General features: G+C 67.3%; 24 protein-coding genes. 9 read left to right on the plus strand and 15 right to left on the minus strand.

The window, feature by feature from the left end:
• Positions 1 to 2 precede the first annotated feature (2 nt).
• From OG439_RS31415 to OG439_RS31455, 9 genes are all read right to left on the minus strand, one after another.
• Positions 3 to 1,238, minus strand: coding sequence for a tyrosine-type recombinase/integrase (locus OG439_RS31415; protein ID WP_326944345.1), 1,236 nt, complete (start codon positions 1,236 to 1,238; stop codon positions 3 to 5).
• A gap of 24 nt (positions 1,239 to 1,262) precedes the next feature.
• Positions 1,263 to 1,448 carry a helix-turn-helix domain-containing protein gene (locus OG439_RS31420; RefSeq protein WP_247018703.1) on the minus strand — a complete coding sequence of 62 codons (186 nt, stop codon included), beginning with the start codon at positions 1,446 to 1,448 and terminating at the stop codon, positions 1,263 to 1,265.
• A gap of 13 nt (positions 1,449 to 1,461) precedes the next feature.
• Entirely contained in the window at positions 1,462 to 3,066 is a 1,605-nt protein-coding gene (locus tag OG439_RS31425; protein WP_326944346.1) for a replication initiator, read from the minus strand.
• Complete coding sequence (locus OG439_RS31430; RefSeq protein ID WP_326944347.1) at positions 3,066 to 3,452, minus strand: hypothetical protein; 387 nt, start codon at positions 3,450 to 3,452, stop codon at positions 3,066 to 3,068. The genes OG439_RS31425 and OG439_RS31430 overlap by 1 nt, the downstream gene beginning before the upstream one ends.
• On the minus strand, positions 3,449 to 5,002 hold the full coding sequence (locus OG439_RS31435; protein WP_326944348.1) for an FtsK/SpoIIIE domain-containing protein: 1,554 nt from the start codon (positions 5,000 to 5,002) through the stop codon (positions 3,449 to 3,451). The genes OG439_RS31430 and OG439_RS31435 overlap by 4 nt, the downstream gene beginning before the upstream one ends.
• Before the next feature lie 334 nt (positions 5,003 to 5,336).
• A complete protein-coding gene (locus OG439_RS31440; protein WP_326944349.1) occupies positions 5,337 to 5,588 on the minus strand; it encodes an AMED_5909 family protein in 252 nt (83 codons plus the stop codon).
• The gene (locus tag OG439_RS31445; RefSeq protein WP_326944350.1) at positions 5,569 to 5,844 is read right to left on the minus strand and encodes a hypothetical protein; all 276 of its coding nucleotides are present in this window, start codon (positions 5,842 to 5,844) and stop codon (positions 5,569 to 5,571) included. Before OG439_RS31445 ends, OG439_RS31440 begins: the two co-directional genes overlap by 20 nt.
• Before the next feature lie 243 nt (positions 5,845 to 6,087).
• The gene (locus OG439_RS31450; RefSeq protein WP_326944351.1) at positions 6,088 to 6,534 is read right to left on the minus strand and encodes a hypothetical protein; all 447 of its coding nucleotides are present in this window, start codon (positions 6,532 to 6,534) and stop codon (positions 6,088 to 6,090) included.
• A gap of 22 nt (positions 6,535 to 6,556) precedes the next feature.
• Positions 6,557 to 6,781, minus strand: coding sequence for a hypothetical protein (locus tag OG439_RS31455; protein WP_326944352.1), 225 nt, complete (start codon positions 6,779 to 6,781; stop codon positions 6,557 to 6,559).
• A gap of 235 nt (positions 6,782 to 7,016) precedes the next feature.
• On the opposite strand from OG439_RS31455, the gene OG439_RS31460 reads away from it, so the two are divergent.
• Positions 7,017 to 7,760, plus strand: a complete 744-nt coding sequence (locus tag OG439_RS31460) for a DUF5919 domain-containing protein (protein WP_326944353.1) — start codon at positions 7,017 to 7,019, stop codon at positions 7,758 to 7,760.
• 9 nt (positions 7,761 to 7,769) lie between these two features.
• The gene (locus tag OG439_RS31465) at positions 7,770 to 8,240 is read left to right on the plus strand and encodes an NUDIX hydrolase (protein ID WP_326944354.1); all 471 of its coding nucleotides are present in this window, start codon (positions 7,770 to 7,772) and stop codon (positions 8,238 to 8,240) included.
• 26 nt (positions 8,241 to 8,266) lie between these two features.
• Here OG439_RS31465 and OG439_RS31470 read toward each other — a convergent pair whose 3' ends face one another.
• Positions 8,267 to 8,722: a hypothetical protein gene (locus OG439_RS31470; protein WP_326944355.1), complete on the minus strand. Its 456-nt coding sequence runs from the start codon at positions 8,720 to 8,722 to the stop codon at positions 8,267 to 8,269.
• A gap of 433 nt (positions 8,723 to 9,155) precedes the next feature.
• On the opposite strand from OG439_RS31470, the gene OG439_RS31475 reads away from it, so the two are divergent.
• Positions 9,156 to 12,416: a CHAT domain-containing protein gene (locus OG439_RS31475; protein ID WP_326944356.1), complete on the plus strand. Its 3,261-nt coding sequence runs from the start codon at positions 9,156 to 9,158 to the stop codon at positions 12,414 to 12,416.
• A gap of 656 nt (positions 12,417 to 13,072) precedes the next feature.
• Here the strand turns inward: OG439_RS31475 and OG439_RS31480 are convergent.
• Both OG439_RS31480 and OG439_RS31485 read right to left on the minus strand, forming a co-directional pair.
• The gene (locus OG439_RS31480) at positions 13,073 to 13,546 is read right to left on the minus strand and encodes a carboxymuconolactone decarboxylase family protein (protein ID WP_326951661.1); all 474 of its coding nucleotides are present in this window, start codon (positions 13,544 to 13,546) and stop codon (positions 13,073 to 13,075) included.
• A 71-nt stretch (positions 13,547 to 13,617) separates the two neighbouring features.
• Positions 13,618 to 13,836 (minus strand): hypothetical protein, encoded by a 219-nt coding sequence (locus OG439_RS31485; protein ID WP_247057662.1) that lies wholly within the window; start codon positions 13,834 to 13,836, stop codon positions 13,618 to 13,620.
• Between the two features lie 238 nt (positions 13,837 to 14,074).
• Here OG439_RS31485 and OG439_RS31490 point away from each other — a divergent pair, with 238 nt between their 5' ends.
• Positions 14,075 to 14,953, plus strand: coding sequence for a PRC and DUF2382 domain-containing protein (locus tag OG439_RS31490; RefSeq protein ID WP_326944357.1), 879 nt, complete (start codon positions 14,075 to 14,077; stop codon positions 14,951 to 14,953).
• Positions 14,954 to 15,070: 117 nt separating this feature from the next.
• On the opposite strand, the gene OG439_RS31495 is transcribed toward OG439_RS31490, so the two are convergent.
• Positions 15,071 to 16,960, minus strand: coding sequence for an acyl-CoA dehydrogenase family protein (locus OG439_RS31495; protein WP_326944358.1), 1,890 nt, complete (start codon positions 16,958 to 16,960; stop codon positions 15,071 to 15,073).
• A 151-nt stretch (positions 16,961 to 17,111) separates the two neighbouring features.
• On the opposite strand from OG439_RS31495, the gene OG439_RS31500 reads away from it, so the two are divergent.
• Both OG439_RS31500 and OG439_RS31505 read left to right on the plus strand, forming a co-directional pair.
• A complete protein-coding gene (locus tag OG439_RS31500; protein ID WP_326944359.1) occupies positions 17,112 to 18,257 on the plus strand; it encodes a DUF6745 domain-containing protein in 1,146 nt (381 codons plus the stop codon).
• Positions 18,258 to 18,276: 19 nt separating this feature from the next.
• Entirely contained in the window at positions 18,277 to 18,699 is a 423-nt protein-coding gene (locus tag OG439_RS31505) for a hypothetical protein (RefSeq protein WP_247057671.1), read from the plus strand.
• Positions 18,700 to 18,775: 76 nt separating this feature from the next.
• On the opposite strand, the gene OG439_RS31510 is transcribed toward OG439_RS31505, so the two are convergent.
• Together OG439_RS31510 and OG439_RS31515 are read right to left on the minus strand one after the other, a co-directional pair.
• Positions 18,776 to 19,336, minus strand: a complete 561-nt coding sequence (locus OG439_RS31510) for a hypothetical protein (protein ID WP_326944360.1) — start codon at positions 19,334 to 19,336, stop codon at positions 18,776 to 18,778.
• Between the two features lie 112 nt (positions 19,337 to 19,448).
• Entirely contained in the window at positions 19,449 to 21,428 is a 1,980-nt protein-coding gene (locus tag OG439_RS31515; protein WP_326944361.1) for a thioredoxin domain-containing protein, read from the minus strand.
• 65 nt (positions 21,429 to 21,493) lie between these two features.
• Between OG439_RS31515 and OG439_RS31520 the strand changes: the two genes are divergently transcribed.
• The 3 genes from OG439_RS31520 (at position 21,494) to OG439_RS31530 (ending at position 26,582) form a co-directional block, all read left to right on the plus strand.
• Positions 21,494 to 22,864, plus strand: a complete 1,371-nt coding sequence (locus OG439_RS31520) for a 3' terminal RNA ribose 2'-O-methyltransferase Hen1 (RefSeq protein WP_326944362.1) — start codon at positions 21,494 to 21,496, stop codon at positions 22,862 to 22,864.
• Complete coding sequence (locus tag OG439_RS31525) at positions 22,861 to 25,353, plus strand: polynucleotide kinase-phosphatase (RefSeq protein WP_326944363.1); 2,493 nt, start codon at positions 22,861 to 22,863, stop codon at positions 25,351 to 25,353. Before OG439_RS31520 ends, OG439_RS31525 begins: the two co-directional genes overlap by 4 nt.
• A gap of 116 nt (positions 25,354 to 25,469) precedes the next feature.
• The gene (locus OG439_RS31530) at positions 25,470 to 26,582 is read left to right on the plus strand and encodes a sensor histidine kinase (RefSeq protein ID WP_326944364.1); all 1,113 of its coding nucleotides are present in this window, start codon (positions 25,470 to 25,472) and stop codon (positions 26,580 to 26,582) included.
• Positions 26,583 to 26,754 lie beyond the last annotated feature (172 nt).

Genomic DNA, 26,754 nt, shown 5'->3' on the forward strand with positions numbered 1-26,754 from the left:
CTTCAGGCCGCCGCCAGGCCGTCTCTGAACAGGGCGTCGACGGCGTTGCGGGTCCGCTCATGGCTGGTCGGGAGCAGGTGCGTGTAGACGCGCAGCGTGAAGCCCGGGTCCGAGTGGCCGAGGTAGCTGGACAGGGCCTTGATCGACTCGCCCGCGTCGAGCAGCACCGAGGCGTAGAGGTGCCGGAGCGCGTGCATCCCGTCCGCCCGGGTCGGCTTCTCGATGCCGGCCTTCTTGAGCGCGGGTAGCCAAACGCTCAGCCGGAAGCCGCCTCGTCGGAACGGCAACCCGTCGTAGTCGACCATGAGCAGCTTCACGGTGACCGGCCTGCCCTCGGGATGGACCCACGGGAGCGTGATCTCGGTCGCCGGGAACTGCTCGGCGTACTCGTCCAGCGCGGACAGCAGCTCGCCACCGATCGGCACCTCACGCGTCTTGCCCCGCTTCGGCGGTGCGAAGCACAGGACGTTGTCGACGATCCGGACCTGCCGCTCGATCTGGGCGACGTTCCGGTCCCGGTCGACGTCATCCAGCGAGAACCCGAACACCTCCCCCTGCCGGAGACCGATCCCGGCGGGAATCCGGACGACCGGCTTGAACCGGACGGGTAGCGCGTTCAAGACGGCTTGCGCCCGCTCCGGACGCCAAGGCTGTACCTGCTGGTGGCTAACCCGAGGCCGAGTCACGCTCGGCGCCTGGGCCGGGTTGCTCACGATGAGCTTGTCCTCTTTGGCGAAGCTGAGGATGGACACGAGGTGGGTGAAGTACAGGACCCGAGAGCGCGCGCTCACGCCGCGATCCTGGAGCCAGCGGAGCCAGGCTTGGACGTCACTGGGCTTGACCGCTCCGATGGTCTTCGCCTTGAAGAACGGCTTGAGGTGGTTGTTGAGACGACTGATCACGCGTTCCCGGGTCGTGTGGTCGAAGGTCTGCGCAGCGACCCACCGATCCGCGACGATCGGGAACAGCACACGGCCGGCCTGCGGGTCGACGTACTTGCCCTCGCGTTTGTCCGACTCGACCTCGATCAGGAAGTCTTCGGCGCGCTTCTTTTGCTTATCCGCGAACGACTTCGAGTGTTCGTTGTTGTCTGGATCGAGGTACCGCACCTTGTACCGCAGCCCGATGCCGTACAGCTCGGACCGCTCCATAACCGGCTTGTCTTTGTCGTTGAAGAGCAGCCGTCCGGTTTCCGGGTGCCGCGCCTGGCGGTACCACCTGTCCTGAATGTGTCCCATGTGGACTCTCCTTTCTTGAACTGGTTATGCGGCTTCGGTGGCCCAGGCCCGCACGGCGGCCGGGTTGTAGCGCAGGTGCCGGCCAATCTTCTTTACCGGCGGACCCTCGCCACGCCATTTCCACTGGTAGAGGGTCTTGACCGGAACGCCGAGGTAGTCCGAGACGTCCTCGACGGACCAGAGGCGTTCGATGCTGTGGACGTTGTTCATGTGCTCCCCCTTGTCACGCTGCGAGCTGAGTTGCCGAAGTTTCTGGATCACTCCCCGGTGGCCCAGCGGCGGCAAGTAGTGCCCGGTCGTACTCGGCCCTCCACGTGATCCGCTCGGCGATCGCCCGCATGACCAGGTGCGGCCGGGGCGGGACGTGCGGGTCTCCGGGCTCGACCTTCCGCCAGACCAGCCGGGTCGGATCCGGTTGCGGCTTCTCGATCCCGATCGCCGCCAACGCCTGTGTGACGAACGCCTTCCGGTCGGCCTTGTGGTCGTCGAGCGTCTTGCCCGACCACTTCCGCGACACCAGCACCCGTCGCCCCGGCAGCCCGAGCGTGGTCCGCCGATGGGCCCGTCCCTTGCAGTGCCCCGGCGTGGTCTTGCTGCCCGCGCCCTTGGGCTGGACCCCGTAAAGCAGCCAGACCGCGCAGCGCGGCGAGCACGGCGTCACCGACAGCTCGGCGTGCAGTCGATCGTGGTGATCCCGCAGCCGCGCCGTGTCCGCCTCGACCACCTCACCGGTGGACTTGGTGAGGTACTTGGTCAGGTAGCCGATGTGACGGCCGGCCTCTTCGGTCCCGCCGAGGATGCCCTTCGAGTGCACCTGCCGCCCGAACGTCACCACGTGCGCCGGGTCCTCGACCTGGTCCACGGCGTCGTCCCAGCTGGTCAGCGGCTCGCGGGTGTCCGGGTCGAGGAACGCCCGAGTGTCGCCGTCCCAGACGGGCAGCCGGTCGACGTAGACGACCTGGTCGTGGTTAGGCCACCAGACCTGGTGATACGTCGCCTCCGTGACCTGCCGGATAACGTCGTGCGGGATCGCCCCGCGGATCGCCGCGTGCAGGTGCGGAGCCGCCCGCTTCTGCGGCTCGACCGTGGCGAAGTACTGCGCATCCCAGCCCACGACCCGACGCAGGTTCTGCCACCACCGATCCACCAGCGCCGAGAAGTGCACCGCGTCCCGAGCCGCCCGCCGGTAGTCATACCGGGACGGGTCGACCGGTGCCCCATCACGGACCGGGCCGTAGGTGTCGCAGGTCAGCGTCACGAACATCGACGGCCGGAACTTCCCCGCGTACTCCCGGCCCACGGTGGTCTTCGCGACCTTCCGCCTAGGCAGGTTCGGCGCGTCCTGCCGCCGCCGAGTCGACCGCTTCACCGCCCGCTTGGTCGGCACGTCGAGGGCGGGCAGGCGACCCCGCATCCCAAGTTGCCGAAGTTCCGAATCAACCCCGGCGACCTCCTCCCGCAGTTCCTCCGCTTCCGCCTGGTCGTGTTCGACGACCTCCCTGTAGGCCGCGACCAGGTCGGCGCGGTAGGTCAGCAGCTCCTTGTGATCTTCTGAGGGCGGCTCGGCGGTCAGGTTCGGTTCCTCGGTCATATGCCAGCCCTCGCGGCACTGCGCCTGCCGCAGCGCCTTCGCCTTCCGAGCACACGGCAGACAGACCGATTCCACGGTGGAGCCGCAAGGAACCGGGACGTAGCGGAGTTCACCTGTCTCCGTGTCTCCGACCTCCATGGTGAAGGGACGGACGCAGACCCCGTGCTTCTCCGCCGTCGCCCGGATCACGTCAGCAGCCAGCGGTGTCCGCATCCGTTCCGCGCGGGTCTCGCTCATCAGGCCGCCACCTCCCCGGGCGAAGCCCAGCCACGCAGCAGGTAGACGGGCATGTCCTGCTTCGCTCCGGCCGGGAGGTCGGGGAAGGTGCTCGGCTCGAACCGGACGACGCCGAACACCACGACCGGAATGCCGCAAGGCGTCCGGCCACTGATCGAGACGTACACCCACTTGCCGTCACACAGTCGCCACAGCCGAGCCGACACGTCCTCGAGCGTATGGCTCCACACCAGCAACGCCCGCGACACCTTCGGCAGGCCGTCCACGTCGAGCTGAACCGTGATCGGACTCGACCAGGCATTGACGTCGACCGACGCGGCCGGCGGCAGCTGATACGAGTCCAGGTGGTCACGGATGGCGTCGAGGAAAATCATCAGCCGGTTCACGCGGCCACCCCCTCACCGCCGTGCCGCAGATCCGCGACACCCCCATTGGTCACATACGCCTCCAGCGCCTTCACCGTGCTGTCGGACACCCACCCAGCCCGGATACGCAGCGGCTCGCGGATACCTTCGCCCCAGACGTAGCCCACGCCGGCCTCGGAGTCACCGATGCGGTTCGCCCACGCACCGCGCTCATAAGCGCCGTCGCCCAGGACCATCCCGACGTGCGTCTTGGACGTGACCCGCAGACACACCCGCCGGGTGAACAGCTCCCGGACCGGGACGGTGTCCTTGGTCGGCTCCTGCACGTAGCCACGGACCGAGATCCCCAACGCCCGCCCCTGAGTGGTCAGCAGCGCAACGCGCTCCACAATGGCCTCACGAGTCTTGCGATCCGTGTACTTCGTCAGCGCGCCGATCTCGTCGAACTCCAGCAACTCCAACGGATACTCCGTCGACACCGGGATCGTCCGCAGCCGACCAGCGAACGCGCGCTTGCGCGATTCCATCTCCTCCACCAGGCCATCGAGGACTTCAACGGCGTCCTTGCCACCCACGGCATAGCGGGAGAAGATCCCGCGCCCATAGGCCAGTTCCATGCCCTTCGGGTCGATCCCGGACATGCGCACCACCCCAGCGCGGATCGCCGAGGCCGCCGCCACAAGCGGGCACCACATCACCGAGTTCTTGCCCGCGCCCGAGGCACCAGCGGTCAGGCAGTGCGCACCCGAGCCCAGCAGCGGCACTCGCCAGTCCCGCCCGTACTCGGTCCGCCCCGCCCAGACATTGCGCAAGTCCACGCCGGTCGCGTCGACACCGTCGGGGACTTGGGGGCTGGCCACTCCGCCGCCGAGCAGGTCACGCCGCTGGAAGTCGATCGACACGACGTTCGGGGCCAGCTCGCGGACCTGGCAGCGAGTCACCTTCCGTGCGACGGCCAAGGCCCGGGCGGCGTCGTCGAAGTCCTCCGGCTTCTGCCCGGGCACCAGTTCCACCCGCACCTCGTCCCACGACGCGCCCGATCGGACACCGAGCACCTTGGGTATCCGCGCGTTTGCCCGGTTTGATGTGGAGCGGGAAAGGGCGCGTCGGCGGCCCACGAGGTTCACGTTCACCACCACCGGCAACGCCTCGTCCCGCACCGACAGGCCGCAGGCGTGCAGCCACTCCGGCAGCTTCCGCCCATAGACCGCCCACCGGGCCCACCAGGAGCGCAGGAACCGCCAGCACCACTGGTCGAACGAGACTCCGTCGATCGCCCACCACGTCACCAGGACCGCCGCGATGCTGGCAATAAGGATCGCCAGCGAGAGCCAGCCGAGGAGCTGGCACCAGGTGTAGACCGCGACGATGGCGAGGCTGGTCCGCCACCGCGTCACGACCTGCGCGAGCATCCACACCACGGCCTTGCCGAGCCACCACAGCGCCACGAACACCACTGCCGCCGCAGCCAGACCTTCGACCGCCGACGCCAGGGCGCGACCAATCTTGTGCAGCACCCACACACCGAGCCCCAGCCCAGCCAGGGCGACAACCGCGAAGCCGGGAGACATCACCGACCACCCCGCTTCACACGGAGATCCAGCGGCAGCATTCCCAAGCAGGGAGCGCACTGGGTCTCGCCCGGCAGCAGTTTCGCGAAGCGTTTGCAGGAGGCGCAGCGCGTTCGGGTGACCCCCGTTGACGCTCGCCCGTTGTCATCGTTTAGCGTTGTCATTGTTCACTTCCGCTGGTTGTGGACAGCGCAGGAGCGGCAAGGTTGGTAGCCAGGTTCCGCTTCTGCGCCTTACGGATCACACGCACCCACATCAGGACGTGCTTCATCGCCGCACGTCATAGCGTGCGTTTTTCGCTTCTACTGTTGACTTTCTCGTCGTCTACATGCGACTAATCAGCGACCTTGCCTTCCGCTTGCAGTTCGGCCGAGATCTCACCCGCCTGCCGTTCCTCGTACCCGGCCCAGTACAGCGCCTCGTGGTGATGACCCCGGTCGACGTCCGCGATCGCCTTGTACAGCCGCGCGTTGCCGAGCCGGAACGCCAGCCAGACCGACGGGTTCGCGTTGTTCGCTGGCCGACGTTCCATCACGACCTCGTGCGCTTCCCACAGCGTCTTCGGCTCAGCCTTCCGCACCGTCACGCCTTTCCGCGCGGGCTTCCAGCAGCGCCGCCAGTTCCTCGGCGTGGTCGCGGAGCTGGCGCAGGAACGCCACGCATTCCGGCCACGCTTCCTGGTCCTGCGGCGGTACCAGTGTCAGCACGAAGGGCGCGCCGACCAGCACTAGGACCGGCGGGGCTGACTGCTCCGGGCCGGTCTCCTCCACCGTCACCTCGATACCCGGACCCACCGCCCAGCGCACTCCCAGGCCGTCCATCACCGCCGTGTCCTGCTTCACTCGCCCAATCCCTTGCCAACTCGGCGAACCCCTCGGCCGCCGACTCCAACGCGGCCACACACCACCACGGCAACCCGCGCGCCTGCGCCAACTCGTGCCACGCCCGCGACACCCGCCGAGCAGCGTTCGCCGTATTGGTGGCACTTATCGGCGACAGCACCGCACGGCCGTGCTCCCAGGCGGCCATGTAGTCCCGATACGCCCGCTCCCACGCCTCGACCTGCTCGCGGAAGCTCATCGCTGTCACGCGGCCTTCGGCGTCTCACCGGATCCGCTGGACCGGGACGACTTGCTCGCGGCCTGCTTGAATCCGGTCGCGCGGAACACGTAGGACTGGTACTTGAACTCGCCCTGCCCCGCCACGCGCGGTTCCGCCGTCAGGCCATCCAGCTCGATCGGCCGCATCCCCGGCAGCGCCTCCGAGGTCGTCGGCACCGGCTGAACGTCGGCGATAAGCGTGATCTCGAACGACGCCCGCTTCGCCCGCGTCTCGGCCGGGTCAGTGACCATGACCTTCCACTGCCGCTTACCGGTCACCTCGTCAACCCGCTGCCGCACCGGGCGATTGGCGGCCCGGTCCTCCCGCGACTGATACTCGTTGTCGGGCGACACTTCGCCCACCATGACGAGGCCCTGCGTGAACGCGTCGTCGAAGTCGATGCCGAACCGGTGTCCCTTGTCGATAGCCATGCTGAATCCCTTGTGTCGTCTGCTAGTTGGTAGCTTCCGGCGGCTCTCCGCCTCGTGCCGCTGCGGCGTCCAATGCCGCGCTCACCTTGTCCAGTTCCCTCCGCAGTACGGCGATGGCGTCGGAGTCCACGAGCAGGACCACCGGGAACGCCTTGCCGAACCGAACTTCCGCGCGGTTTGCGTACGTCAGCGCCCGAGCACGAATCGGCAGATCAGCCGTGACGTGGATCTGAACCGTGTCGCGCATGCCACGCCGCGCCTACGCCGCACGTCGGCGAGGTACCGCCCGCTTGTCCGAGCCAGCCGGCCGGCCAGTCGTTTCAGTCGTCACGAGTCCTCCTCGGTGTCCTGGCACCGGGCCTGCCCCGGCAACCTGACACCCAATCTCCGCCAAAACGCGGGACGTGATCACCACGTGGCAGGACATCTCGGGACGTCCCTGGTACCGTCGAAGACGTCCCTACACGTCCCGAGGGGTGCCGATGCCGAATGAACGCCTGCGTGACGCGCTGCTACGCAACGGCCTGACCTTGGAGCAGGTCGCCAAGGCGGTCGGCGTCGATCAGAAGACCGTCGAGCGCTGGATCACCAAGAACCGGACGCCGTACCCCAAGCACCGGCACAAGATCGCCGCCATGGCGCGCGAGTCAGAGACCTACCTGTGGCCGGACTCGGTAGCCCCGGAGCGCAAGGCCGAGACGGCCGCCGCCGAGCTTGTGCAGGTCTTCCCGCATCGCAATGCCGTCCCCGTCGAACTGTGGGACCGGCTGATCAAGGAAGCGTCGGAGACCGTCGAGATCCTGGTACACGCGGCGTTGTTCCTGGTGGAGCGCCCGCGGTTTATCAAGGACTTGACGGCCAAGGCAGCGGCCGGCGCTCGAATCCGGGTCATGTTCGGAGACCCCGAGGGGGACAGTGTTGCCCTGCGTGGAGAGGAAGAGCAGCTGGGCGACGGGACGCTCGCGGCACGTATCCGCAACGCGCTCGCGTCCTACCGGCCACTGGTCGGAGTCGACGGGGTGGAGATGCGGTTCCACAACACGACGCTCTACAACTCGATCTTCCGGTTCGACGACGAGATGATCATCAACACGCACGTGTACGGGTTTCAGGGAGCCCACGCCCCGTCACTCCACCTGCGGAGACTGTCCGCCGGGGACCTCTTCGAGACGTACTCGGAGAGCTTCGAGTCAGTCTGGAACCTCGCCAAGCCGGCCACCTTCTGAGGAGGCAGCATGACCCGAGTCGACTACTACAACGACCCGAATGCACCTAAGGCGAATAGCATCGCGGTAGCGGTCTCAGTGTTTATTCAGGATGACGAGAGCCGGATCTTGATGATCAGGCGCACGGACAACGACCTGTACTCCATCCCGGGCGGCCAACTGGAGCTCGGCGAGACTCTGGCCGAAGCTGCTGTTCGAGAGGTCCAAGAGGAAACCGGCATCAAATGTGAAGTCATAGGCGTAATCGGTTTGTATTCCGATCCCAAGCACGTCATCGCCTACGACGATGGTGAGATACGTCAGGAGTTCTCCATCTGCTTCCGGGCGAATCCGACTGGTGGACGACTTAAGACCAGCAATGAAAGTGCTGAAGTCCTCTGGGTGACCAAAGGTGATCTAACTCATCTTTCGATCCACCCTACGATACGGCTACGCATTACCCATGGGTTGAATGAAGCAAACGAAACCTACTTTACATAAATTGATTCTGGTCGACTACTACTCTGTTAGCCTTCCGTCGTAGGCAAAGGTGGAAGGTCAACAACTTTTGCAGTGAAACCAAAGAAGACTACAGCTGCAGTTGTCATCCATGGCATGTACCAGGCGAACGACGCGAACACGCCTCCGGTGGCAAACACCCAAACCAGGAACGCTAAAGAACTAATTGCACACTGCTGCCATCGAATAACCCCAAGGACTCGCTTGGCAAAAAACCATGTTCCCGCGATTCCTAAAATCGTCAAGCCGGCAAGAAATAGTCGACCAGTCGCGTCGTTTGCCTTATATGCAGACTCTAGCGCGCCTTTAATTAACAGGTAGGCACTAATTACCTCAATTGGTACGTATTTTGCCAACCGGGCCCAGTAGTTGTCCAAGGTTTTCGCGGACTCCTCCTCGGTCCGCTCAGACCCCGAACGCTGGCTCTGCACTTCGTCGCGCCAGGTTATAATATTGCGATCCACGAGTCGAACCCCCTCAATACAGGCGTCAGTCCTAGTCAATATAGCGCAATACGCCGCTGCTCAGTTAGGTTGCCCGATGGATCAATCAAATCGCGAGGTTGAGTCTTTTACGTGCGCATGCGGACACGTCTTTGACGGCTGGACGTGGACTGTTATGAATCTTGCGCATCATCCCGAGCTTAGCAGCGATTCCGCGAGCTTACTCGGCAAGGTATGCGCGCAGTGTAGTATATTGGTTCCCAGCAAAAAGCCTCTGTTGCTCCTGGGTGCGCATCCCGATCTTTTTGTGCTAGCGTGCAAAGGAAAAGGTGGAGAAGTCTTTGAGTCATCATTCATACAGTACTTGATCAATGATCCACTTCCGCCTCCGCCAGGATTAGTGATACAAGCTGATCGCGCACTATCCCAGATTGCGGTAAGCCTGGACGCCTCAGTGCCCGCACTGCAGCAGCTGCACGAGGATTCCGCCTTAAATGCAAATGTCGACCATGAAGTATTAGAAGACTTTAAGGAGCAGCTACAGCAAGCCAGTGCCCGGAAGAAGTACATCCCGCCATTCTACGAATCTCGTACTTTAACCTCGCAAGAAGAACTTGAAGCTCTTCTGCAGAAGTATCCACAAGCTTCTACGCAGGAATTTGTGACTTACTTAGAAGCGCATAAAGCAAGCACGGCTGACTGTCCAGACGTTTTCATCAAATCTATCGATCTCATGATCGAATTGTTTCGCGCGGTTGCGATCGGAAGTGACGTCTCGACCGCCTGGACTGAATATAGAACGGAAACTAAAAACTTCGGTAGTCAGATACGGGCAGAGCAAGAGCAAATCGAGGAAACTCTCAAAGATCTGGGCAATGAACGACTTCGTCCAGGAGTACCGAGATTCGAGACGTACGACCGTGCAATGCTATTGGCGCTTATTACCGGAAATCAAATCTACCTAGCTTCCTTGCATGCACGTCGTGGTGCGGAAATCCTTGGCAGCAGTGGTTTCATTGACGACGAGAGTAGCGCGGCGGCCGAAGAAGACCTGAGTCGCGCGAGGGAATTGGCGACGACGCCGGATGCGCTCGCAATTCACGCAGAAGCTAGCCTGAACTTGGGGACTATTCTTAGTCGATCCAGTCGTGGCAACCCGTCCGAAAACCAAGAGCGTGCAATTGCATTGCTTCAGCAGTGTTCCGAATATTACAGGCAAGCCGGTGAACCCGACAAATGGGCTCTATGCTCCACCAACCTTGCGATTATTTACAACGACCGATTGTTGGGCGACCGGATCGAGAACCTTCGGAAAGCTGAGGAGCTGTGCATATCTGCGCTTGATATCAGATCGCCCGCTAAGGATGTAATCGAATGGAGTTTCACGGCGGCCGAACTCGCGAGAATCCTCGCAAGGCCGGAGCTAGGCACAACGCAAGAGGCGCATCGCGCTAACCTGCAGAGAAGCATCCGGCAATATAAGGAAATTGATAACGCGCTCGACGAATACGGGAATCAAGAACGTAGAAGCGGAATCCTCATTAACCGTGCTTCAGCACTTGTTGACCTCGCACGTCTAGAGGGCTCGATTGAACAGTCAACAAGGGCAAAGGTATGGATCGAAGAAACCTCAGGGGGCGAAGTTGTCGACGCTGATGAAGCCGTCGCGGTGGAGATCGCGACACTGGTGCAACGAGCAAATTTAGCGCTCATCAATCCAAAAATATTTGGCTCGACCGAACCGCCCGAGTGGGCGATGACAATAACTAGAGGTTTTCCAAACGAGCGCCAGAGGTTAATCTTAGATGAAGTTATTGCGGATGTAGAGATGGCCCTATCTATTGGCAGTTATGCGGAGACTGGAGGTGCCCTTTCTGCATATAAGATACTTTTTGATGTATCGGAAATCCGTGAGGATCCAATTGACGATCAAATCGCCTTCCTGAAGGCAGGGCTGGACGCATCAAGAGAACGACCTGTCGACTCGCTGATGCACGAAATGCTTGTCGGACTCGGAAGCAAGCATGCACAGATCGCGGACTGGAATCAAAGTGCCGAGTACTTTTCTCGGGCCGTATCTGCTATTAAGTATAACGCACTCCGTAGTCTCGACTCTCCTGCGGGAGTCGTCGACTGGAGCATATACCCGAAACTTGTCGAGTGGTGCGCCTATGCTCTAACTAAAGCAGGAAGGCTGCAGCAAGCAATCCTTGTTTTGGAAAATGCGCGAGCGCGCACCTTGGCTTCCGCAATGGCGCGTGATGAAGCCGATCTAGACTATGTGGCATCCGTCGATGCTGATTTAGCTCAGAGATTCTTTGGCGCCCGTCAACGCTTGAGGACGACCAAGGTTAGCGTGCTCGAATTCATATCGAGCGACAGTGTTGACATCCTTAAAACATTCGAGGATATCGTTAGGGAAATTCGTGAAATCCCCAAAATGAAGGATTTTATGGGCGAGGTTGACCTGATGCAAGTCTTTGAGGCTGCGCGCCTATTTGGACCCATAGCATACCCGGTCTCCACTCCTGCTGGGACAGTATGTTTATTGGTCAGTTGCGAAGGTGAACAGAGTGATGCGTCGGTCGTCTGCGTAGCGGACAGCACGGTTGGCAGCTCCGAAATAGTCAGGTGCGTTGCCAGGTTCGATGGAGAGAGTCTAGTCGGCATGTCCTCTGCGAATCCGGCCGGAGTTGACGACGGGATAGCAGAAGCGACTTGGCTGCTTCGAGACGCCTTCGTCGATTCACTCGCAAGAAATCTGATACTGCGCAAGCATAAGAATATCGCCATCGTCCCTGCCGGGATTTTGGGAATGATCCCTTATAGTGCCGTGTACCTTTCGAGAAGAAAAGTTATTACCCGCAAAGAGTATAGATTCTCAGACCTATTTGCCGTTACGGTCGCTCCATCAGCTGCAGTCATCCGCCGCTGCTACTCTCGCGCAGAAAGAATCAATGGGCGACAAGTTAACGTCGTGGCGGCAGCCGACCCCGAACGCGAGATCCCCGGCAGATCCCTGCGCTACGCCATCACTGAAGTGAACGCAATTCGCAAGTATTTCTCCTTGTCCGACGATTCGGTCCTAATTGGCCAGGAGGTCACTGCGGCGAATTTCCTTGAACTCGCATCTGGGGCGAGTCATGTTCACTTTGCAGGCCACGGTCGCAGTGATCGAATCGAACCACTCGATTCGGCGATAATCTGTTCGGACGGGCCACTGACTGCTGGACGGATTCGCGATTCTGCGGTGCTGGACAGTAGATTAGTCGTAGTGTCTACTTGCGAGTCTGGCACGCTTAGCTTTGGTCAGAAGGCGGACTTAAACGATGCGATTGGGCTGACGTCCGAAATTTTGTCGGCGGGATCCGCATGTGTTATTGCTTCCCTGTGGGAGGTAAATGATCTTGCGACGTGTTTTCTGATGATAAAATTCTATGAGGAACTTCGCAGGCTTGAGCGCGGTACTGCAGTGGTTCCAGGGGCGCCAGCAGAAGCTTTACGCCGTGCGCAGGTGTGGCTGCAGACAAGGACTAGTCGCCAGCTGGGTGATTATCGACTGAAGTGGCTCTCGGCAAACAGGAGCATAAGAGACGCTGACTCGCAATCAAAGATGGAAAGCCGCGTTGCAAGTAGCAGTATGCAAGAATTTGCTTTGCGGAGACCGTTCGCGCACCCACGATTCTGGGCACCTTTCGTCGCGGTGGGCGTCTAGTATTAATCAAGAGCGACGCTTGCCGAATCTGGCTCTATGGAATCAAGGGCGCGCCGCCGCTGGCGGCGCGCCTGTCGCCTACGTAGCCCCTCGCCTGGGCGACCGCATCCGCTTCCGACACGGCGGGCTGCCGCTCCGCTTCGCCCGCCGGCCGGGCGGTGCGGCCGCCAGCGGGTCACCCGGCGCAGCGCCGCGCGGCGGCGGGACGCTTCTCCCCTGGGGCATCCTCGGCCTCCTCGACGAGCTACGAGCGTGGTGACAATCGGTCGTTTGCGAGTCGATCTCTGTTACGCACCGTCGTTGGGGACCTCCATCCCGACGCCTGATCGTGACAACGGCCGGTAGCACCGCGTCAAGACGGGAAAGCGTGTCTTGACCCGGCACCACCGGCCGCGTGCTGGCTTCGTATCGGGATGCAGGGCAGGGTGTGGTGTCGGTCGCCAGGCCGTCTCCAGGCCGTCAGAGGTCAGGAAGAGGCGGGCACCCGCGAGAACTAATGACAGACAAAACCGCAGTTCAGTGCACCTAAGAGGCAGGAACGCCGAGGTCGAGCAGAACCCCGGAGCAGATCATCGCGATCTGGCTGGCCATGTACGCCTAGCTGAGTCCTGACGCACGCGCGGGGAGGGGACTCGCGAGAATCCCCTCCCGCGACGTCAGCTCCACATTCCGGGCTCGTAGTCGCCCGCCGGGTTGCGGGCTATCACGTTCAACCGGTTCCAGGCGTTGATCGTCGCCACCAGGACTATCAGTGCGCCGATCTGCTCGTCGTCGTGGTGCTTGCGGACCTCGGCCCAGGTTTCGTCCGTGACGCCGTGGTGGGTGTCCGCTAGGCGGGTGCCCTCCTCCGCTAGGGCCAGGGCCGCGCGCTCTGCCTCGGTGTAGACCGTTGCCTCGCGCCATGCCGCCACCAAGTTCAGGCGCAACGCCGTCTCGCCCTGGTGTGCCGCGTCCTTCGTGTGCATGTCCAGGCAGACGCCGCAGCCGTTGATCTGGCTGGCCCGGATCTTGACCAGCTCCTGCGTCGCCTTCGGGAGTGTTGACTCCTCGATCGGGCGGGACGCCGCGATCAGGCGCTTGACGAACTTGCCGGCGACCTCGTTCTCGAACAGGTTGATGCGCGCTTCCATGGTTTCCCTTTCGCCGTCCGGTTTCAGCAACCTTGACGAAGTGGCGCGCGCGGTTGTGACAGTGGTGCCGGTCACACGACCTGCCTCGCCGCCTCCCGGGCGGCCGCCGCCAGCTTGACCAGGAAACGCGCGAACTCCGACTCCTCCGCTCGGTTGCGCGGCGGCGCGAGCGTCACCGTCACCTCGCCGAGCTTCAGCACCACCGCCGGCAGCGGGTGGTCCCAGCCGACGAACTGCATCACGGCGTCCGCGTCGGCCGGGACGCGCCACATCACTTCGCACTCGTCCATGCCCTGTCTTTCCCAGCCGCCCGGGGTTACACACCTTCGCACCAACCCCGGGCCCGCGGATCGTGTCCCGGGCCACGGCCCTGACCTGCGGCGACACCTCGGACTTAGCCCGCGGGCGGTGCTTCAAACCCGCACCTTCGGGGGTCACCCACAGGGACACCACGACGGTTGCCGTGATCAAGGCCACGGCCGACCGTTGCCCCAGACACACTCAACGCGTGGAAGGAGCAGCACAGCGATGGCCAAGACCATGCAGCCCCAGGAGCTCATCGACAGTGCCGTCGTCGACCCGAACGGCCACAAGCTCGGGAAGGTCGGCAACGTCTACCTCGCCGACGCGACGCACCAGCCGGAGTGGATCACGGTGAAGACCGGCCTCTTCGGGACCAAGGAGAGCTTCGTCCCGCTTTCCGGTGCGCACACCGACCAGGACGGCGTGCACGTCCAGGTCGACAAGGACAGCGTCTCCGACGCGCCCCGCATCGACGCCGACGGCCACCTTTCGCCGGAGGAGAGCGCGCAGCTCTACAAGCACTACGGCCTGCCGGTGCCGCGGATGTCGCCCGACGGGCAGATGGACGACCGCGCGGCCCAGGGCAAGGGCACGGGCCGCGAGAAGTCCGGAATGGACAGTGCGGGCACCCGGCAGGCCATGGGCGACGCCGGCCGCGGACGGTCCGAAATGGACGGCCGGTCCGGGGTGGACGGCCGGGACAAGGCCGGCCGGGACAAGCTGGGCCGCGACGACGACCGGACCATGACGCGCTCCGAGGAGCGGCTGAACGTCGGGACCGAGCAGGTCGAGACCGGGCGCGTGCGGCTGCGCAAGTACGTCGTCACCGAAGAGCAGCAGATCACCGTGCCGGTGAGCCACGAAGAGGTGCGCATCGAGCGCGAGCCGATCAAGGACGGCCGCGGCGGGCGGGCCGAGATCGGCGAAGACGAGCAGGACATCATCCTGCACGCCGAAAAGCCGGTCGTGAACAAGGAAACCGTCGCCGTCGAGCGGGCGCGCCTCAAGACCGAGACGGTCACCGAAGACCAGACGGTGTCCGGAAAGGTCCGCAAGGAGCAGTTCGAGGTCACCGACGACAACGGCAAGCACCGCAAGTCGTAACCCTGAGCGGGCGGCCGGCTCCCCGAAGCCGGCCGCCCGGGGTCACGCCGGGAACCGGGGCGGACGCGCATCGCGCGCCGCCCCCTTTTCGTCGGTACCGCAGGTCGGTACCGCAGGTCAGGACGTCAGCATCGGCGCGCGCAGGAACTGCTCCGGGATCGCGAACGCGTCCACCAGCGTCCGGGCGTGCGGCCGCAGCTCCGCGCACAGGCTGTTCACCGCCGCCGTCACGGCCTTTCCGCGGGACGCCGACAGGCGGCCGTGGCCCAGGAACCAGGCCAGGTCCTCTTCGATCGCCGACAGCGCGTACAGGTCGCAGACGCGCTCCAGCACCGAGCGGGCCTCCGGGTCCTCGCAGCGCTCGACGGCCGCGGCGAACGCCGTCAGGATCAGGCGCTCGACGTGCACCCGGCCCGCCCGCAGCACGTGGTCCTGGGCCGAGTTGAACACGCCGAACGGGTCGTCGCCCGCCTTGCGCAAGCGCTTCACCACGCCTTCGACGACGTGCTCTTCGCGGTCCTCGAACAGCCCGAGCTGCCAGTCGCGGCGGAAGAACACGTCCGAATCGGACGCCTCCGTGAGCCGCTCGAACGCCTTGCGGGCGGACGTGCGCTCCAGGACCGTGCTGACCACCTGCTCGGCGAAGAAGCGCGCCGTCGCCAGCGGGCTCAGGTCCTCGAAGTCCTGCTTGAAGCTGGTCAGCAGGCCCTTCGCGACCAGCTGCAGCAGCACCGTGTTGTCGCCTTCGAACGTCGTGAAGACGTCCGTGTCGGCCTTCAGCCCGGCCAGCAGGTTCTCCGAGAGGTAACCCGAGCCGCCGCACGCCTCGCGCGCGGTCTGGATCGTCGCCGTCGCGTGCCAGGTGTTCAAGGCCTTCAGCCCCGCGGCTCGGGACTCCAGTTCACGCTGTTCTTCCTCCGGCGCCGACGAATCGATGTCGTGCAGCTTCGAAACCAGCTCCTCCTGGGCGAAGTGCAGCGCGTACGTCTTCGCCAGCGCGGGCAGCAGTTTCCGCTGGTGCGCCAGGTAGTCGAGGATGACGACCTCGTCGCCGTCCGGTTTCGTGAATTGGTGGCGGACCTCGCCGTAGCGGACGGCCAGCGCCAGAGCGCGTTTCGTCGCGCTGCCCGCGCTGCCGCCGACGCTCACCCGGCCGCGGATCAGCGCGCCCAGCATCGTGAAGAAGCGGCGGCTGTCGCTCTCGATCGGGCTCGAGTACGCGCCGTCGTCGTCGACGTCGCCGAAGCGGTTCAGCAGGGCCTCACGCGGGATGCGGACGTTGTCGAAGCTCAGCCGTCCGTTGTCGACGCCGTTCAGGCCCGCCTTCGGGCCGCAGTCCTCGATGGACACCCCGGGCGCGGGATTGCCGTCCTCGTCCCGGATCGGCACCAGGAACGCGTGCACTCCGCGCGATTCGCCGCCGGTGACCAGCTGCGCGAACACCACCGCCATCCGGCCGTCGCGGGCCGCGTTGCCGATGTACTCCTTCTTGGCCATGGTGTCCGGTGTGTGCACCACGAACCCACCGTCCACAAAGGTCGCCGTAGTGCGCAGGTGCTGGACGTCGGAGCCGTGACCGTGCTCGGTCATCGCGAAGCAGCCGAGCAGGTCGAGGGTCATGGTGTCACGCAGGTACTTCGCGTGGTGCCGCTCGGTGCCCAGCAGCTGGACGGCGCCGCCGAACAGTCCCCATTGGACACCGGCCTTCACCATCAGCGACAGGTCGCCGAAGCCGAGCATCTCGAACGACGTCACCGAGCCGCCGACGTCGCCGCCCCCGCCGTAGGCCGGGTCGAAGCCCAGCCCGGGCCGGTCGGTCGCGGCGAGCGCGCGCAGCTGGTCGAGCACCTGGGCGCGGTGGGCCTCGATGTCGAGGTCGATCGGGTCACGGAACTCCGAGCCGCTCATCTCGGCGCGCACGCCGCGGCGCAGCTCGGCCCAGCGGCCGTCGAGGACGGCGGTCAGCGCGTCCGGATCCACCTTCGCGGGCACATTGGGCACGTCCACGGCTTCCTCCGAAAAGTACTTGCTACTCGTTAGTAGTCAGCGTGCCCCAGCCGCGCGGATCCCGCAGGTTCAGATCACCCTTGCGTGGTCCACGGAACACCTGCGACCATCGGATCATGTCGATTCGAAAGGGCGTGCGCGCCCTGGTGCGTTGAGCACCCCGCGGCGGGAACCCCGCCGCATCCCCGTCCCGGGCGACGTTTCCCGGGTCCCCGAAATCCGCGATGAGTGGCTGCGCCACGCGCTGAGCACCGAACCCGCCGAGCGCGGGACCGGGGAAGCCGTCATCAGCGAGCTGTACGCGCTGGCCGGGCAGTCGCCACCCGAGTTCGTCCGGGCCAGTTCCCCCGCGGCCGCCGTCGCGCTGATCCCGCCCGCGCAAACGCTTTCGCTCGGCGGTGACCTGCCGGTCGAAGGGCGGATCGCGACGCTGGTGACGTCCTTGCGCGAGCGGCTCGACCAGTACATCGGGGCCTGGCGAAACCGGTACCGGCAGCCTGATCCGCCACGCGACGGCGCTTCGGTACGTGAATTCCTCAACAACGGTGTCGCGCCCGCATTGCGCCGGACGATCCGGGACTCCGTCGCCGGGGCGCTGCGCGGCGAGCTCGCGACGTCGTCCGGCCTGCACTGGTACGGCCAGCAGGACGCCTACTGGGTCGCGCACTACGACCTCCACCAGCGCGTCGACGGCGTGCGGTTCGCCGCCGACGACGTCGCGCAGCTGGAGCTGTGGGCCACGCTCGCCCGGTCCTGCGGCTGGTGGTGGCCTCGCGAAAACGTTTGCGTCGTCGCCGACCGGCCGCTCGTCGTGCGCACCGAGCAGCTGCCGTCGGACTACGGCGAAGCCCGGCTGCACAACGGGAACGGGCCGGCGCTGGCGTTCTCCGACGGCTGGACCGTGCACGCGTGGCACGGGACGCGGGTGCCGCCGTGGGTGATCGACGCACCCACCGCGGACCGGATCACCGGCGAGCGCAACGTCGAAGTGCGCCGCTGCGCCATCGAGCACGTGGGCTGGGCGGCGTTCATCGAGGACGCCGGCCTGCGGCTCCTCGCCCGCGCCGACGATCCCGGCAACCCCGGCTCGGAACTGCTGCTCTACGACGCGTGGCCGGAGCCGTGGCGGACCCCGGCGCGCTTGCTGCTGGCGGTGAACGGCTCTGTCGAGCGCGACGGCACCCGTCGTCGTTACGGACTGCGCGTCCCCGCCGGATTCGACCATCCCCTCGACGCCGCCGGCTGGACGTACGGGCTCAGCGGAGCCCAGTACGCGCAGCTGAGCCGTCGGACCTGAACCCCCAAAAGGTGATCCCATGTATCTCGCGGAACTGCTCGACCACACCGGACTCGACGTCCTCGGCCACCTCGACCGGCAGGTCGCCGTGCCGGTCATCGACGGCCTGCAAGCCCAGGGCGACCTGATCGTCGTCCCGCAGGAGATGACCGGCGTCGACGCCCGGGGCTGGCGCTCGCTGCCCGACGAAGGCATCGAACTCGTCCGCGGCGAGGACGGCAACAACCCGCACACCCTCGTCGCCGACCACGGCTCGTGCCGGCTGACGACCTGGGTGAGCGACCCCGAAAACCTCGCGATCGCGGTGGTGCGCAACGCCCTGCCGGTGTACCTCGTGCACCCGGAGCACGGGGCGACGGGCATCGCCCCGGGCTGCTGGGTCGTGCGCCGGCAACGCGAGGCGGGCTTCGGGTTCCGGAAGGCGATCCTGGTCGCCGACTGACGGTGAGTGGCGGGGTGCCGCCGAGGGGGCAGCACCCCGCCACTCGCCGCCGGGGTTGGCGTGTCGCCATCGCCGCTCAGGCCAGGTCCGGGCCCTTCGTGCGCAGGTCGTCGACCTTGGTCATGGCTTCCCGCAGGTCGCCTAGCCAGCTGTCGGCGTGCTCGCCGACCAGGCGCACGGCCCAGGCCAGCGCCTCCGACCGCGAGCGCGCGACACCGGCGTCGACGAGCGTGTCGAGCACCAGGCGTTCCGGCTGCCGGAGCCGGGTCATCACCGGCGCCGAGTGGGTGGTGAACAGCGCGGTCGTGCCGCCGAGCTTGGCGCCCCAGGCGACTTTCCGCTGGTAGCGGTGCTCGGCCTGGCGCGCGATCTCGATGCGCGCGTCGCGCGTCTCTTCGCGGAACCGGCTGATCCGGCCGTCCTCGGCCGCGGCGCGGGCCGCGTCGTCGGCGTGCTCTTCGGTCAGCGCCGGCAGCTCGCCGACCAAGATGATCTCTTCCCGGTCGACCGTGACTTCCGGCGCTCCGGTGAACCAGCCGTCGGGCAGGCGCCCGCCGAACCAGGCCGCCGCGTCGTCCGCCGACGGCACCTCGGCCTGCTGCCAGCCGCGGCCGCCGCCTCTCCAGCCTCGTCCCATGTCGCACCTCCGATTACATGATTACAACGCAACCGACGCTACGCCGGAAACACGCGAATGTGGACGTCGTTCACCCAGAGCGCAAAGCGGCACTTTCACGTGAAAGTGACGGTCAGAGCTGGGCGGCGAGGGCTTCCGGGGTGGTGACCGGGCGGTCGCAGACGTAGCCGCGGCAGACGTACGCCGCCGCGGCGCCCTCGACCAGCGGGCGGTCGGCCAGCAGCGGGACGCCCGGGGCGTCCGGCGCACCCGCCAGCACGATGCCGCCGCCGTGGACGCCGCGGGCCGCCGCGAGGCGCAACGCCGGGTCCGCGCCGACCACCGCGACCTGCACCGGACCGGCCTGCATCGCCTCCGCGACCGACAGCCAGTGCCCGGCGAACCGCGGCACCCGGCCGGCGAGCACCCCGACCCGGCGCACCGCCTGCTCCGCGGCCTCGCGATAACGCGACGCGCTTTCGTGGCCCGCGAGCGCGGACGCCGTCAGCAGCGCGCCGGCCAGCGCCGACGCTCCGGCCGGGCTCGCGTTGTCCCCCGGGTCGGCCGGGCGCTGGACCAGCGTCTCGGCGTCGTCGGCGGTGTCGAAGTACGCGCCCGGGACGTCCGGGGACGCGAAGTGCGTCAGGGCCAGGTCGAGCAGCCGGGTCGCCTCGGTGAGCCACTTCGCCTCGCCCGTGGCCTGGTGCAGGGACAGAAAACCGTCGGCGACGCAGGCGTAGTCCTCCAGCACGCCCGCCGACTCGCCGACGACGCCATCGCGCGAGCTGCGGCGCAGGCGGCCGTCGACGACGTGGACGCGCAGCAGCAGCTCAGCCGCGTCGACCGCCCACTGGATCCACTGTGGACGATCGAGCGCGGCGCCCGCCTCGGCCAGCGCCGTGATCACCAGGCCGTTCCAGGACGCGATCACCTTGTCGTCCCGGCCCGGCTGCGGCCGCTTCGCGCGCTCGTCGAGGAGCGTGTACCGGATGTCCTCGAACGGTGTGTCCGCGAGCAGGCGCAACGTCGACGCGCCGTCCTCGAAGGTGCCCTCGGGCGTGACGCCGAACAGATCGGCCGCCACCTTGCCGTCCTCGTCGCCGAGCACCTCGCGCAGCTGCGCCGGCGTCCAGACGTACGTCAGGCCTTCGACGCCTTCGGTGTCCGCGTCCAGCGACGACGCGAAACCACCCTGAGGTGTCCGCAGTTCCGCGGCGAGGAACTCGGCGGTCCCGGTGGCGACGCGCGATCCGGTCCGCGAGCCGGTGCGGCGGGCGAGGTGGGCGCAGAAGCGCAGGAGCAACGCGTTGTCGTACAACATCTTCTCGAAGTGCGGCACGATCCACTCGGCGTCCACCGAGTACCGCGCGAAGCCGCCGGCGAGCTGGTCGTACAGCCCGCCGCGCGCCATCGCCTCCGCCGTCGAGTCCGCCAGGAACAGCGCGGCCTCGGAGCCGGTGCGCTCGTAGTGGCGCAGCAGGAACTCCAGCACCATCGACGGCGGGAACTTCGGCGCGCGGCCGAACCCGCCGTTGACCGGATCGGCGTCCCCCTGCAGCTTTTCGACGGCGGCCGCGAGCACCGCGTCGTCCACAATGGACTCCTGCAGCGGCCCGGTCTGCTCGGCGATGTGCGCGACGATCTGCTTCGCGCCCTCCAGCAGCTCGTCGGGCCGTTCCCCCCACGCCTCGCTGACGGCGCCGAGCAGCTGCCGGAACGACGGCATGCCCGGCCGCGGCGTCGGCGGGTAGTAGGTGCCGCAGTGGAACGGCTCGCCGTCCGGGGTGAGGAAGCAGGTCATCGGCCAGCCGCCCTGCCCGGTCATCGCCTGCGTGGCGGCCATGTAGACGGCGTCGATGTCCGGCCGCTCCTCGCGGTCGACCTTGATGTTGACGAAGTTCGCGTTCATCACGGCGGCGGTTTCGGCGTCTTCGAACGACTCGTGCGCCATGACGTGGCACCAGTGGCACGCGGCGTAGCCCACGGACAGCAGGATCGGCACGTTCCGCCGGCGGGCTTCGGCGAGCGCGTCCGCGCCCCACTGCCACCACTCGACCGGGTTCTCCGCGTGCTGGAGCAGGTACGGGCTGGTCGCGCTGGCGAGGCGGTTCATGCCTTCAGGGTCGCACTCCGGAAAACCGGGCGCGCGGTCACCGGGGCGTCAGCCACACTTGCGCGGTGCTGTTGACCATCACGACCACCCGTACCCCCGCCACCGACCTGGGCTTCCTCCTGCACAAGCATCCGGAGAAAGCCCAGTCGGTCGCGCTCTCCGCCGGCACCGCGCACGTCTTCTACCCCGAGGCGATGCCGGAGAGGTGCACCGCCGCGTTGTTCGTCGACATCGACGCGATCGAGCTCGTGCGCGGCGGCGGGACGTCGTTGACGCAGTACGTCAACGACCGGCCCTACGCCGGTGGCTCGTACCTCGCGGTGGCGCTGCGGGCGGCGTTCACGACGGCGCTCGCCGGGCGCTGCGCCGCGCGTCCCGAGCTGGTCGACGAGGCCTTCGACCTGGAGATCCACGTGCCGTCGCTGTCCGCGCGCGGTGGGGCCGAGGTCGTGCACAAGCTGTTCGAACCGCTCGGCTGGCGCGTCACGGCCACGCCGATCCCGCTCGACCCGGAGTTCCCGCAGTGGGGCGAGAGCCGTTATGTCGACCTGCGGCTGGCCGGCACCCAGCGCGTCGCCGACGCGCTGCGCCACCTCTACGTCCTGCTGCCCGCGCTCGACGGCGACAAGCACTACTGGGTCGGCCAGGACGAGGCCGACAAGCTGCTGCGCGCCGGCGACGGCTGGCTCGGCGGGCACCCCGAGCGGACGCTCATCACCAACCGCTACCTGGAGCGACGCCGTCCGGTCGTCAACTACGCGCTGTCGCGGCTCGCCGAGGCGGACGACGTCCCGGCCGAGGCCGAAGCCCTGGTCACCGAGGTCCCCGACCGGCCCGAACCGCTGTCCACGCAGCGGCACGGCAGCGTGCTCGCCGCGCTCCGGGCCGCCGGCGCCCAGCGCGTCCTCGACCTCGGCTGCGGTCCCGGCGCGCTGCTGCGCGTGCTCGAGAAGGAGCCGTCGTTCACCGAGATCGTCGGCGTCGACGTCTCCGCGAGGGCCCTCGACATCGCGGAGAAGCGGCTCAAGGACCGCAGCCGCGTGACGCTGCGCCAGTCCGCGCTGACCTACGCCGACCCGGCGCTGGCCGGGTACGACGCGGCCGTGCTGATGGAGGTCGTCGAGCACGTCGACGAAGAGCGCCTGCCGGCCCTGGAGCACGCGGTGTTCGGGGTCGCGGCGCCGCGCACGGTGCTCGTCACGACGCCCAACGCGGAGTACAACCGGCTGTTCGAATTCCTCCCGATGGGGCATTTCCGGCACGCCGATCACCGGTTCGAATGGACCCGGGCGGAGTTCCGCGAGTGGGCGGACGGCGTCGCGGCCCGCAACCGCTACGCCGTTCGTTACCTGCCGGTCGGACCGGAGGACCAGGATTCAGGACCGCCGACCCAGATGGCGGTCTTCACGACCAGTGACAAGGAGGTGGCCGCGTGAAGCTGACCGTTCCCGAGATGTCCCTCGTCGTGCTCGTCGGCGCTTCCGGCTCCGGCAAGTCGACGTTCGCGCGCACGCACTTCGCGCCGACGCAGGTGCTCTCCAGCGACTTCTTCCGCGGGCTCGTCGCCGACGACGAGAACGACCAGTCCGCGTCCGCCGACGCCTTCGACACGCTGCACTACGTCGCGGGCAAGCGGCTCGCGGCCGGGCGGCTGACCGTCATCGACGCGACGAACGTCCAGCGCGCGTCGCGGGCGAGCCTGGTGAAACTCGCGAAGGAGCACGACGTGCTGCCGACGGCGATCGTGCTCGACCTGCCGCTGGGCGTGTGCGCGGCGCGCAACGCCGGGCGGCCCGACCGCGACTTCGGCGAGCACGTGATCCGGCGGCAGCGTGGTGAGCTGCAGCGGTCGCTGAAGTCGTTGGAGCGCGAGGGTTTCCGGCGCGTGCACGTGCTGCGCGGCGAGACCGAGGTGGCCGAGGCGGAGATCGCCGTCGAGCCGCTGCGCAACGACAAGCGCGAGCTGATCGGGCCGTTCGACGTGATCGGCGATGTCCACGGCTGCGCGGCCGAGCTGGAAGAACTGCTGGCCGAGCTGGGCTACGCCGACGGCGTGCACCCCGAAGGGCGGACCGCGGTGTTCGTCGGCGACCTCGTCGACCGCGGGCCGGACACCCCGGGCGTGCTGCGGCGCGTCATGGGAATGGCCTCGTCGGGGAACGCCCTGGTCGTCTGCGGGAACCACGAGCAGAAGCTGGTGCGCGCGCTGCACGGGCGGAAGGTCAACGTCGCACACGGGCTCGCCGAGTCGCTGGAGCAGCTCGGCGCCGAGACCGAGGAGTTCCGCCGGCAGGCGCACGAGTTCTGCGACGGCCTGATCGCGCACTACGTCCTCGACGGCGGCAAGCTCGTCGTCGCGCACGCCGGGCTGCCCGAGCGCTACCACGGGCGCGCGTCCGGGCGGGTCCGCAGCATGGCGCTCTACGGCGACACGACCGGCGAGACCGACGAGTACGGCCTGCCGGTGCGGCTGCCGTGGGCGCGCGACTACCGCGGGTCCGCGATGGTCCTCTACGGGCACACGCCGACGCTGGAACCGGAGTGGGTCAACAACACCATGTGCCTCGACACCGGGGCCGTCTTCGGCGGGAAGCTGACGGCGCTGCGGTACCCGGAGCGCGACGTCGTCTCGGTGAAGGCGCACCAGGTCTGGTACGAGCCGACCAAGCCGCTCGACGCGTCGCGGCCGCTCGGTGGGCGTGAGCCCGCCGTGCTGGAGCTGGCCGACGTCACCGGCAAGCGGGTCGTGCAGACCATGCAGCACGGCCGGGTCGGCGTCTCGGCGGAGCAGTCGGCCGCGGCGCTGGAGGTGATGAGCCGGTTCGCGGTGGACCCGCGCTGGCTCGCCTACCTGCCGCCGACGATGGCGCCGTGTTCGACGTCTTCGCGCGAGGATTACCTGGAGTACCCGGAGGAGGCGTTCGCCGAGTACCGCGCGGCCGGCGTGCAGTCGGTGCTGTGCGAGGAGAAGCACATGGGCTCGCGAGCCGTCGTGCTCGTGTGCCGGGACGACGACGTCGCTTACAAGCGCTTCGGCGTCCAGGGCGGCGGAGCGGTGTACACGCGCACCGGACGGCCGTTCTTCTCGACGGCGCAGAATCTCGAGCTGCTGGCGGACGTGCGTTCGGCGGCGGCCGGGCTGTTCGAGGAGCTGGACAGCGGCTGGCTGCTGCTCGACGCCGAGCTGCTGCCCTGGAGCGCGAAGGCGGGTTCGCTGATCTCGAACCAGTACGCGTCGGTCGGCGCGGCCGCCCAGGCCGTGCTGCCCGCCGCCGTCTCCGCGCTGGCGACGGCGGCCGCGCGCGGCATCGACGTCACGGACCTGCTGGCGCGGACGGCGTCGCGGGAGTCCACTGTGGACTCCTACCGGGCGGCGTACCGGCGTTACTGCTGGCCGACGACGGGGTTGGACGGCGTGCGGCTGGCGCCGTTCCAGCTGCTGGCGTCGGAAGGCGCGAGCTACCACGACCGGCCGCACTCGTGGCACCTGTCGATGCTGGAGAAGCTGGCCGGACCGCGGTTCCAGCGCACCCGGACGCTGGCGGTGGACGTCCTCGACGAGACGTCGGTCGCCGCGGGCGTCGCGTGGTGGGAGGAGCTGACGGCCGCGGGCGGCGAAGGCATGGTCGTCAAGCCGGCGGCCAACCTGACCCGTGGCGCGCGCGGACTGGCGCAGCCGGGGGTGAAGGTGCGCGGGCGCGAGTACCTGCGGATCATCTACGGCCCGGACTACACGCTGCCGGAGAACCTCGAGCGGCTGCGCAAGCGGGGGCTCAACCGCAAGCGGATGCTGGCCCTGCGCGAGTACGCGCTCGGGCTGGAGGCGCTGGAGCGCGTCGCGCGGGGCGAGCCGCTGTGGCGGGTCCACGAGTGCGTCTTCGCGGTGCTGGCGCTGGAGTCGGACCCGGTGGACCCGCGGCTCTAGTGGTCGCGGGCCGCCGGCCGTTTGACGCTGGAACGGGCGTTCGGCGATGGAGGATTCTGGCCGCTCGGCGTCCCAAATCCGCCATCGTCACCTCGCGGCCATGCCCTCAGCCGGTGATGACCGGCTCGGCGACCTGCGTCCGCCCTGGCCCGCTGACGGCCGCGGCGGTCGTCGGTGCGGCCGCGACGGCGTGGGGGCAGTACGCGTCCGGTGACCTGCGGGCCTACGACGTCCTGGCCGGGTTGCTCGGCTGCGCGCTCGTGCCGCTGGTGTTCCGCCGGCCGGTGCGGAGCACGCTCGCGCTGGCGGTGCTGGCCGTCCTGTCGCCGCTCGCGACTCCGCCCGCCGTGCTCGGCGTGCTGCAGGTCGCGCGGTCACGGCCGTGGAGCCACGCGGTCGCCGTCGCCGTGGCCGGTGTCGCGGCCCACGCCCTGCGCGGCCGCTGGCGGCCGACCGACGGGCTGCCCTACGGCTGGTGGCTGGCGCTGGCGGTGCTCGCGCACGTCGCCGTCGTCGGGCTCGGCGCGCTCTCCGCGGGCCGCGACGCCGTGCTCATCGCCCTCGACGAACGGGCCCTGCGCGCCGAAGCCGAGCAGGGCCGGCGCATCGCCGAGGCGCGCACGGCCGAACGCGCGTCGATCGCGCGCGAGATGCACGACGTCCTCGCGCACCGGCTTTCGCTGCTCGCGACCTACGCCGGCGCGCTCGAATACCGGCCCGACGCCCCGCCGGAGAAGCTCGCCCAAGCGGCCGGGGTGGTGCGGGCCGGGGCGCACCAGGCGCTCGGCGAGCTGCGGGAAGTGATCGGGCAGCTGCACGACGACCCGGTGCCCGACGGCACGGAACAGCCCGTGCCCGAGCTGACCGACCTGCCGGGGCTCGTCGAGGAGTCCCGCGCGGTCGGCACGGCGGTGCAGGTGACCGGCGAGGTCGGCGGGGTGCCGGGGATGGCGGGGCGCACGGCCTACCGCGTCGTCCAGGACGCACTGACGAACGCCCGCAAGCACGCGCCGGGCCAGCCGGTGCGGATCGCGCTGGGCGGGGAGGCCGGGGCCCGGCTGGAGATCGACGTCACCAACCCGCTCGGCCCGGCCGGGGATCCCCAGCGGGTGGCCGGGCACGGGCTCGTCGGCCTCACCGAGCGCGTCCGGCTGGCCGGCGGGCAGCTCGACCACCAGCGGACCGGCGGCGAGTTCCGGCTGCGGGCCTGGCTGCCGTGGCCGCGATGACCCGGTTGCTGCTGGTGGACGACGACCTCGTCCGCGCCGGGCTGACGCTGATGCGCGGCCGAACCCGCCGGAAGTGATCGTGCTGACGACGTTCGACACGGACGAGAACGTGCTGCTGGCCCTGCGCGCCGGGGCGAGCGGGTTCCTGCTGAAGGACGCGGCGCCGCACCCG

It is taken from the genome of Amycolatopsis sp. NBC_01307, assembly GCF_035975215.1.
In the GTDB taxonomy this organism is placed as follows: domain Bacteria; phylum Actinomycetota; class Actinomycetes; order Mycobacteriales; family Pseudonocardiaceae; genus Amycolatopsis.

Bases quoted from the DNA above. Each gene is read 5' to 3' on its own strand.
- OG439_RS31415 (WP_326944345.1), bottom strand. From the start codon at position 1,238: ATGGGACACATTCAGGACAGGTGGTACCGCCAGGCGCGGCACCCGGAA.
- OG439_RS31420 (WP_247018703.1), bottom strand. From the start codon at position 1,448: ATGAACAACGTCCACAGCATCGAACGCCTCTGGTCCGTCGAGGACGTC.
- OG439_RS31425 (WP_326944346.1), bottom strand. From the start codon at position 3,066: ATGAGCGAGACCCGCGCGGAACGGATGCGGACACCGCTGGCTGCTGAC.
- OG439_RS31435 (WP_326944348.1), bottom strand. From the start codon at position 5,002: ATGTCTCCCGGCTTCGCGGTTGTCGCCCTGGCTGGGCTGGGGCTCGGT.
- OG439_RS31450 (WP_326944351.1), bottom strand. From the start codon at position 6,534: ATGGCTATCGACAAGGGACACCGGTTCGGCATCGACTTCGACGACGCG.
- OG439_RS31455 (WP_326944352.1), bottom strand. From the start codon at position 6,781: ATGCGCGACACGGTTCAGATCCACGTCACGGCTGATCTGCCGATTCGT.
- OG439_RS31460 (WP_326944353.1), top strand. From the start codon at position 7,017: ATGCCGAATGAACGCCTGCGTGACGCGCTGCTACGCAACGGCCTGACC.
- OG439_RS31465 (WP_326944354.1), top strand. From the start codon at position 7,770: ATGACCCGAGTCGACTACTACAACGACCCGAATGCACCTAAGGCGAAT.
- OG439_RS31480 (WP_326951661.1), bottom strand. From the start codon at position 13,546: ATGGAAGCGCGCATCAACCTGTTCGAGAACGAGGTCGCCGGCAAGTTC.
- OG439_RS31485 (WP_247057662.1), bottom strand. From the start codon at position 13,836: ATGGACGAGTGCGAAGTGATGTGGCGCGTCCCGGCCGACGCGGACGCC.
- OG439_RS31490 (WP_326944357.1), top strand. From the start codon at position 14,075: ATGGCCAAGACCATGCAGCCCCAGGAGCTCATCGACAGTGCCGTCGTC.
- OG439_RS31505 (WP_247057671.1), top strand. From the start codon at position 18,277: ATGTATCTCGCGGAACTGCTCGACCACACCGGACTCGACGTCCTCGGC.
- OG439_RS31510 (WP_326944360.1), bottom strand. From the start codon at position 19,336: ATGGGACGAGGCTGGAGAGGCGGCGGCCGCGGCTGGCAGCAGGCCGAG.
- OG439_RS31515 (WP_326944361.1), bottom strand. From the start codon at position 21,428: ATGAACCGCCTCGCCAGCGCGACCAGCCCGTACCTGCTCCAGCACGCG.
- OG439_RS31530 (WP_326944364.1), top strand. From the start codon at position 25,470: ATGACCGGCTCGGCGACCTGCGTCCGCCCTGGCCCGCTGACGGCCGCG.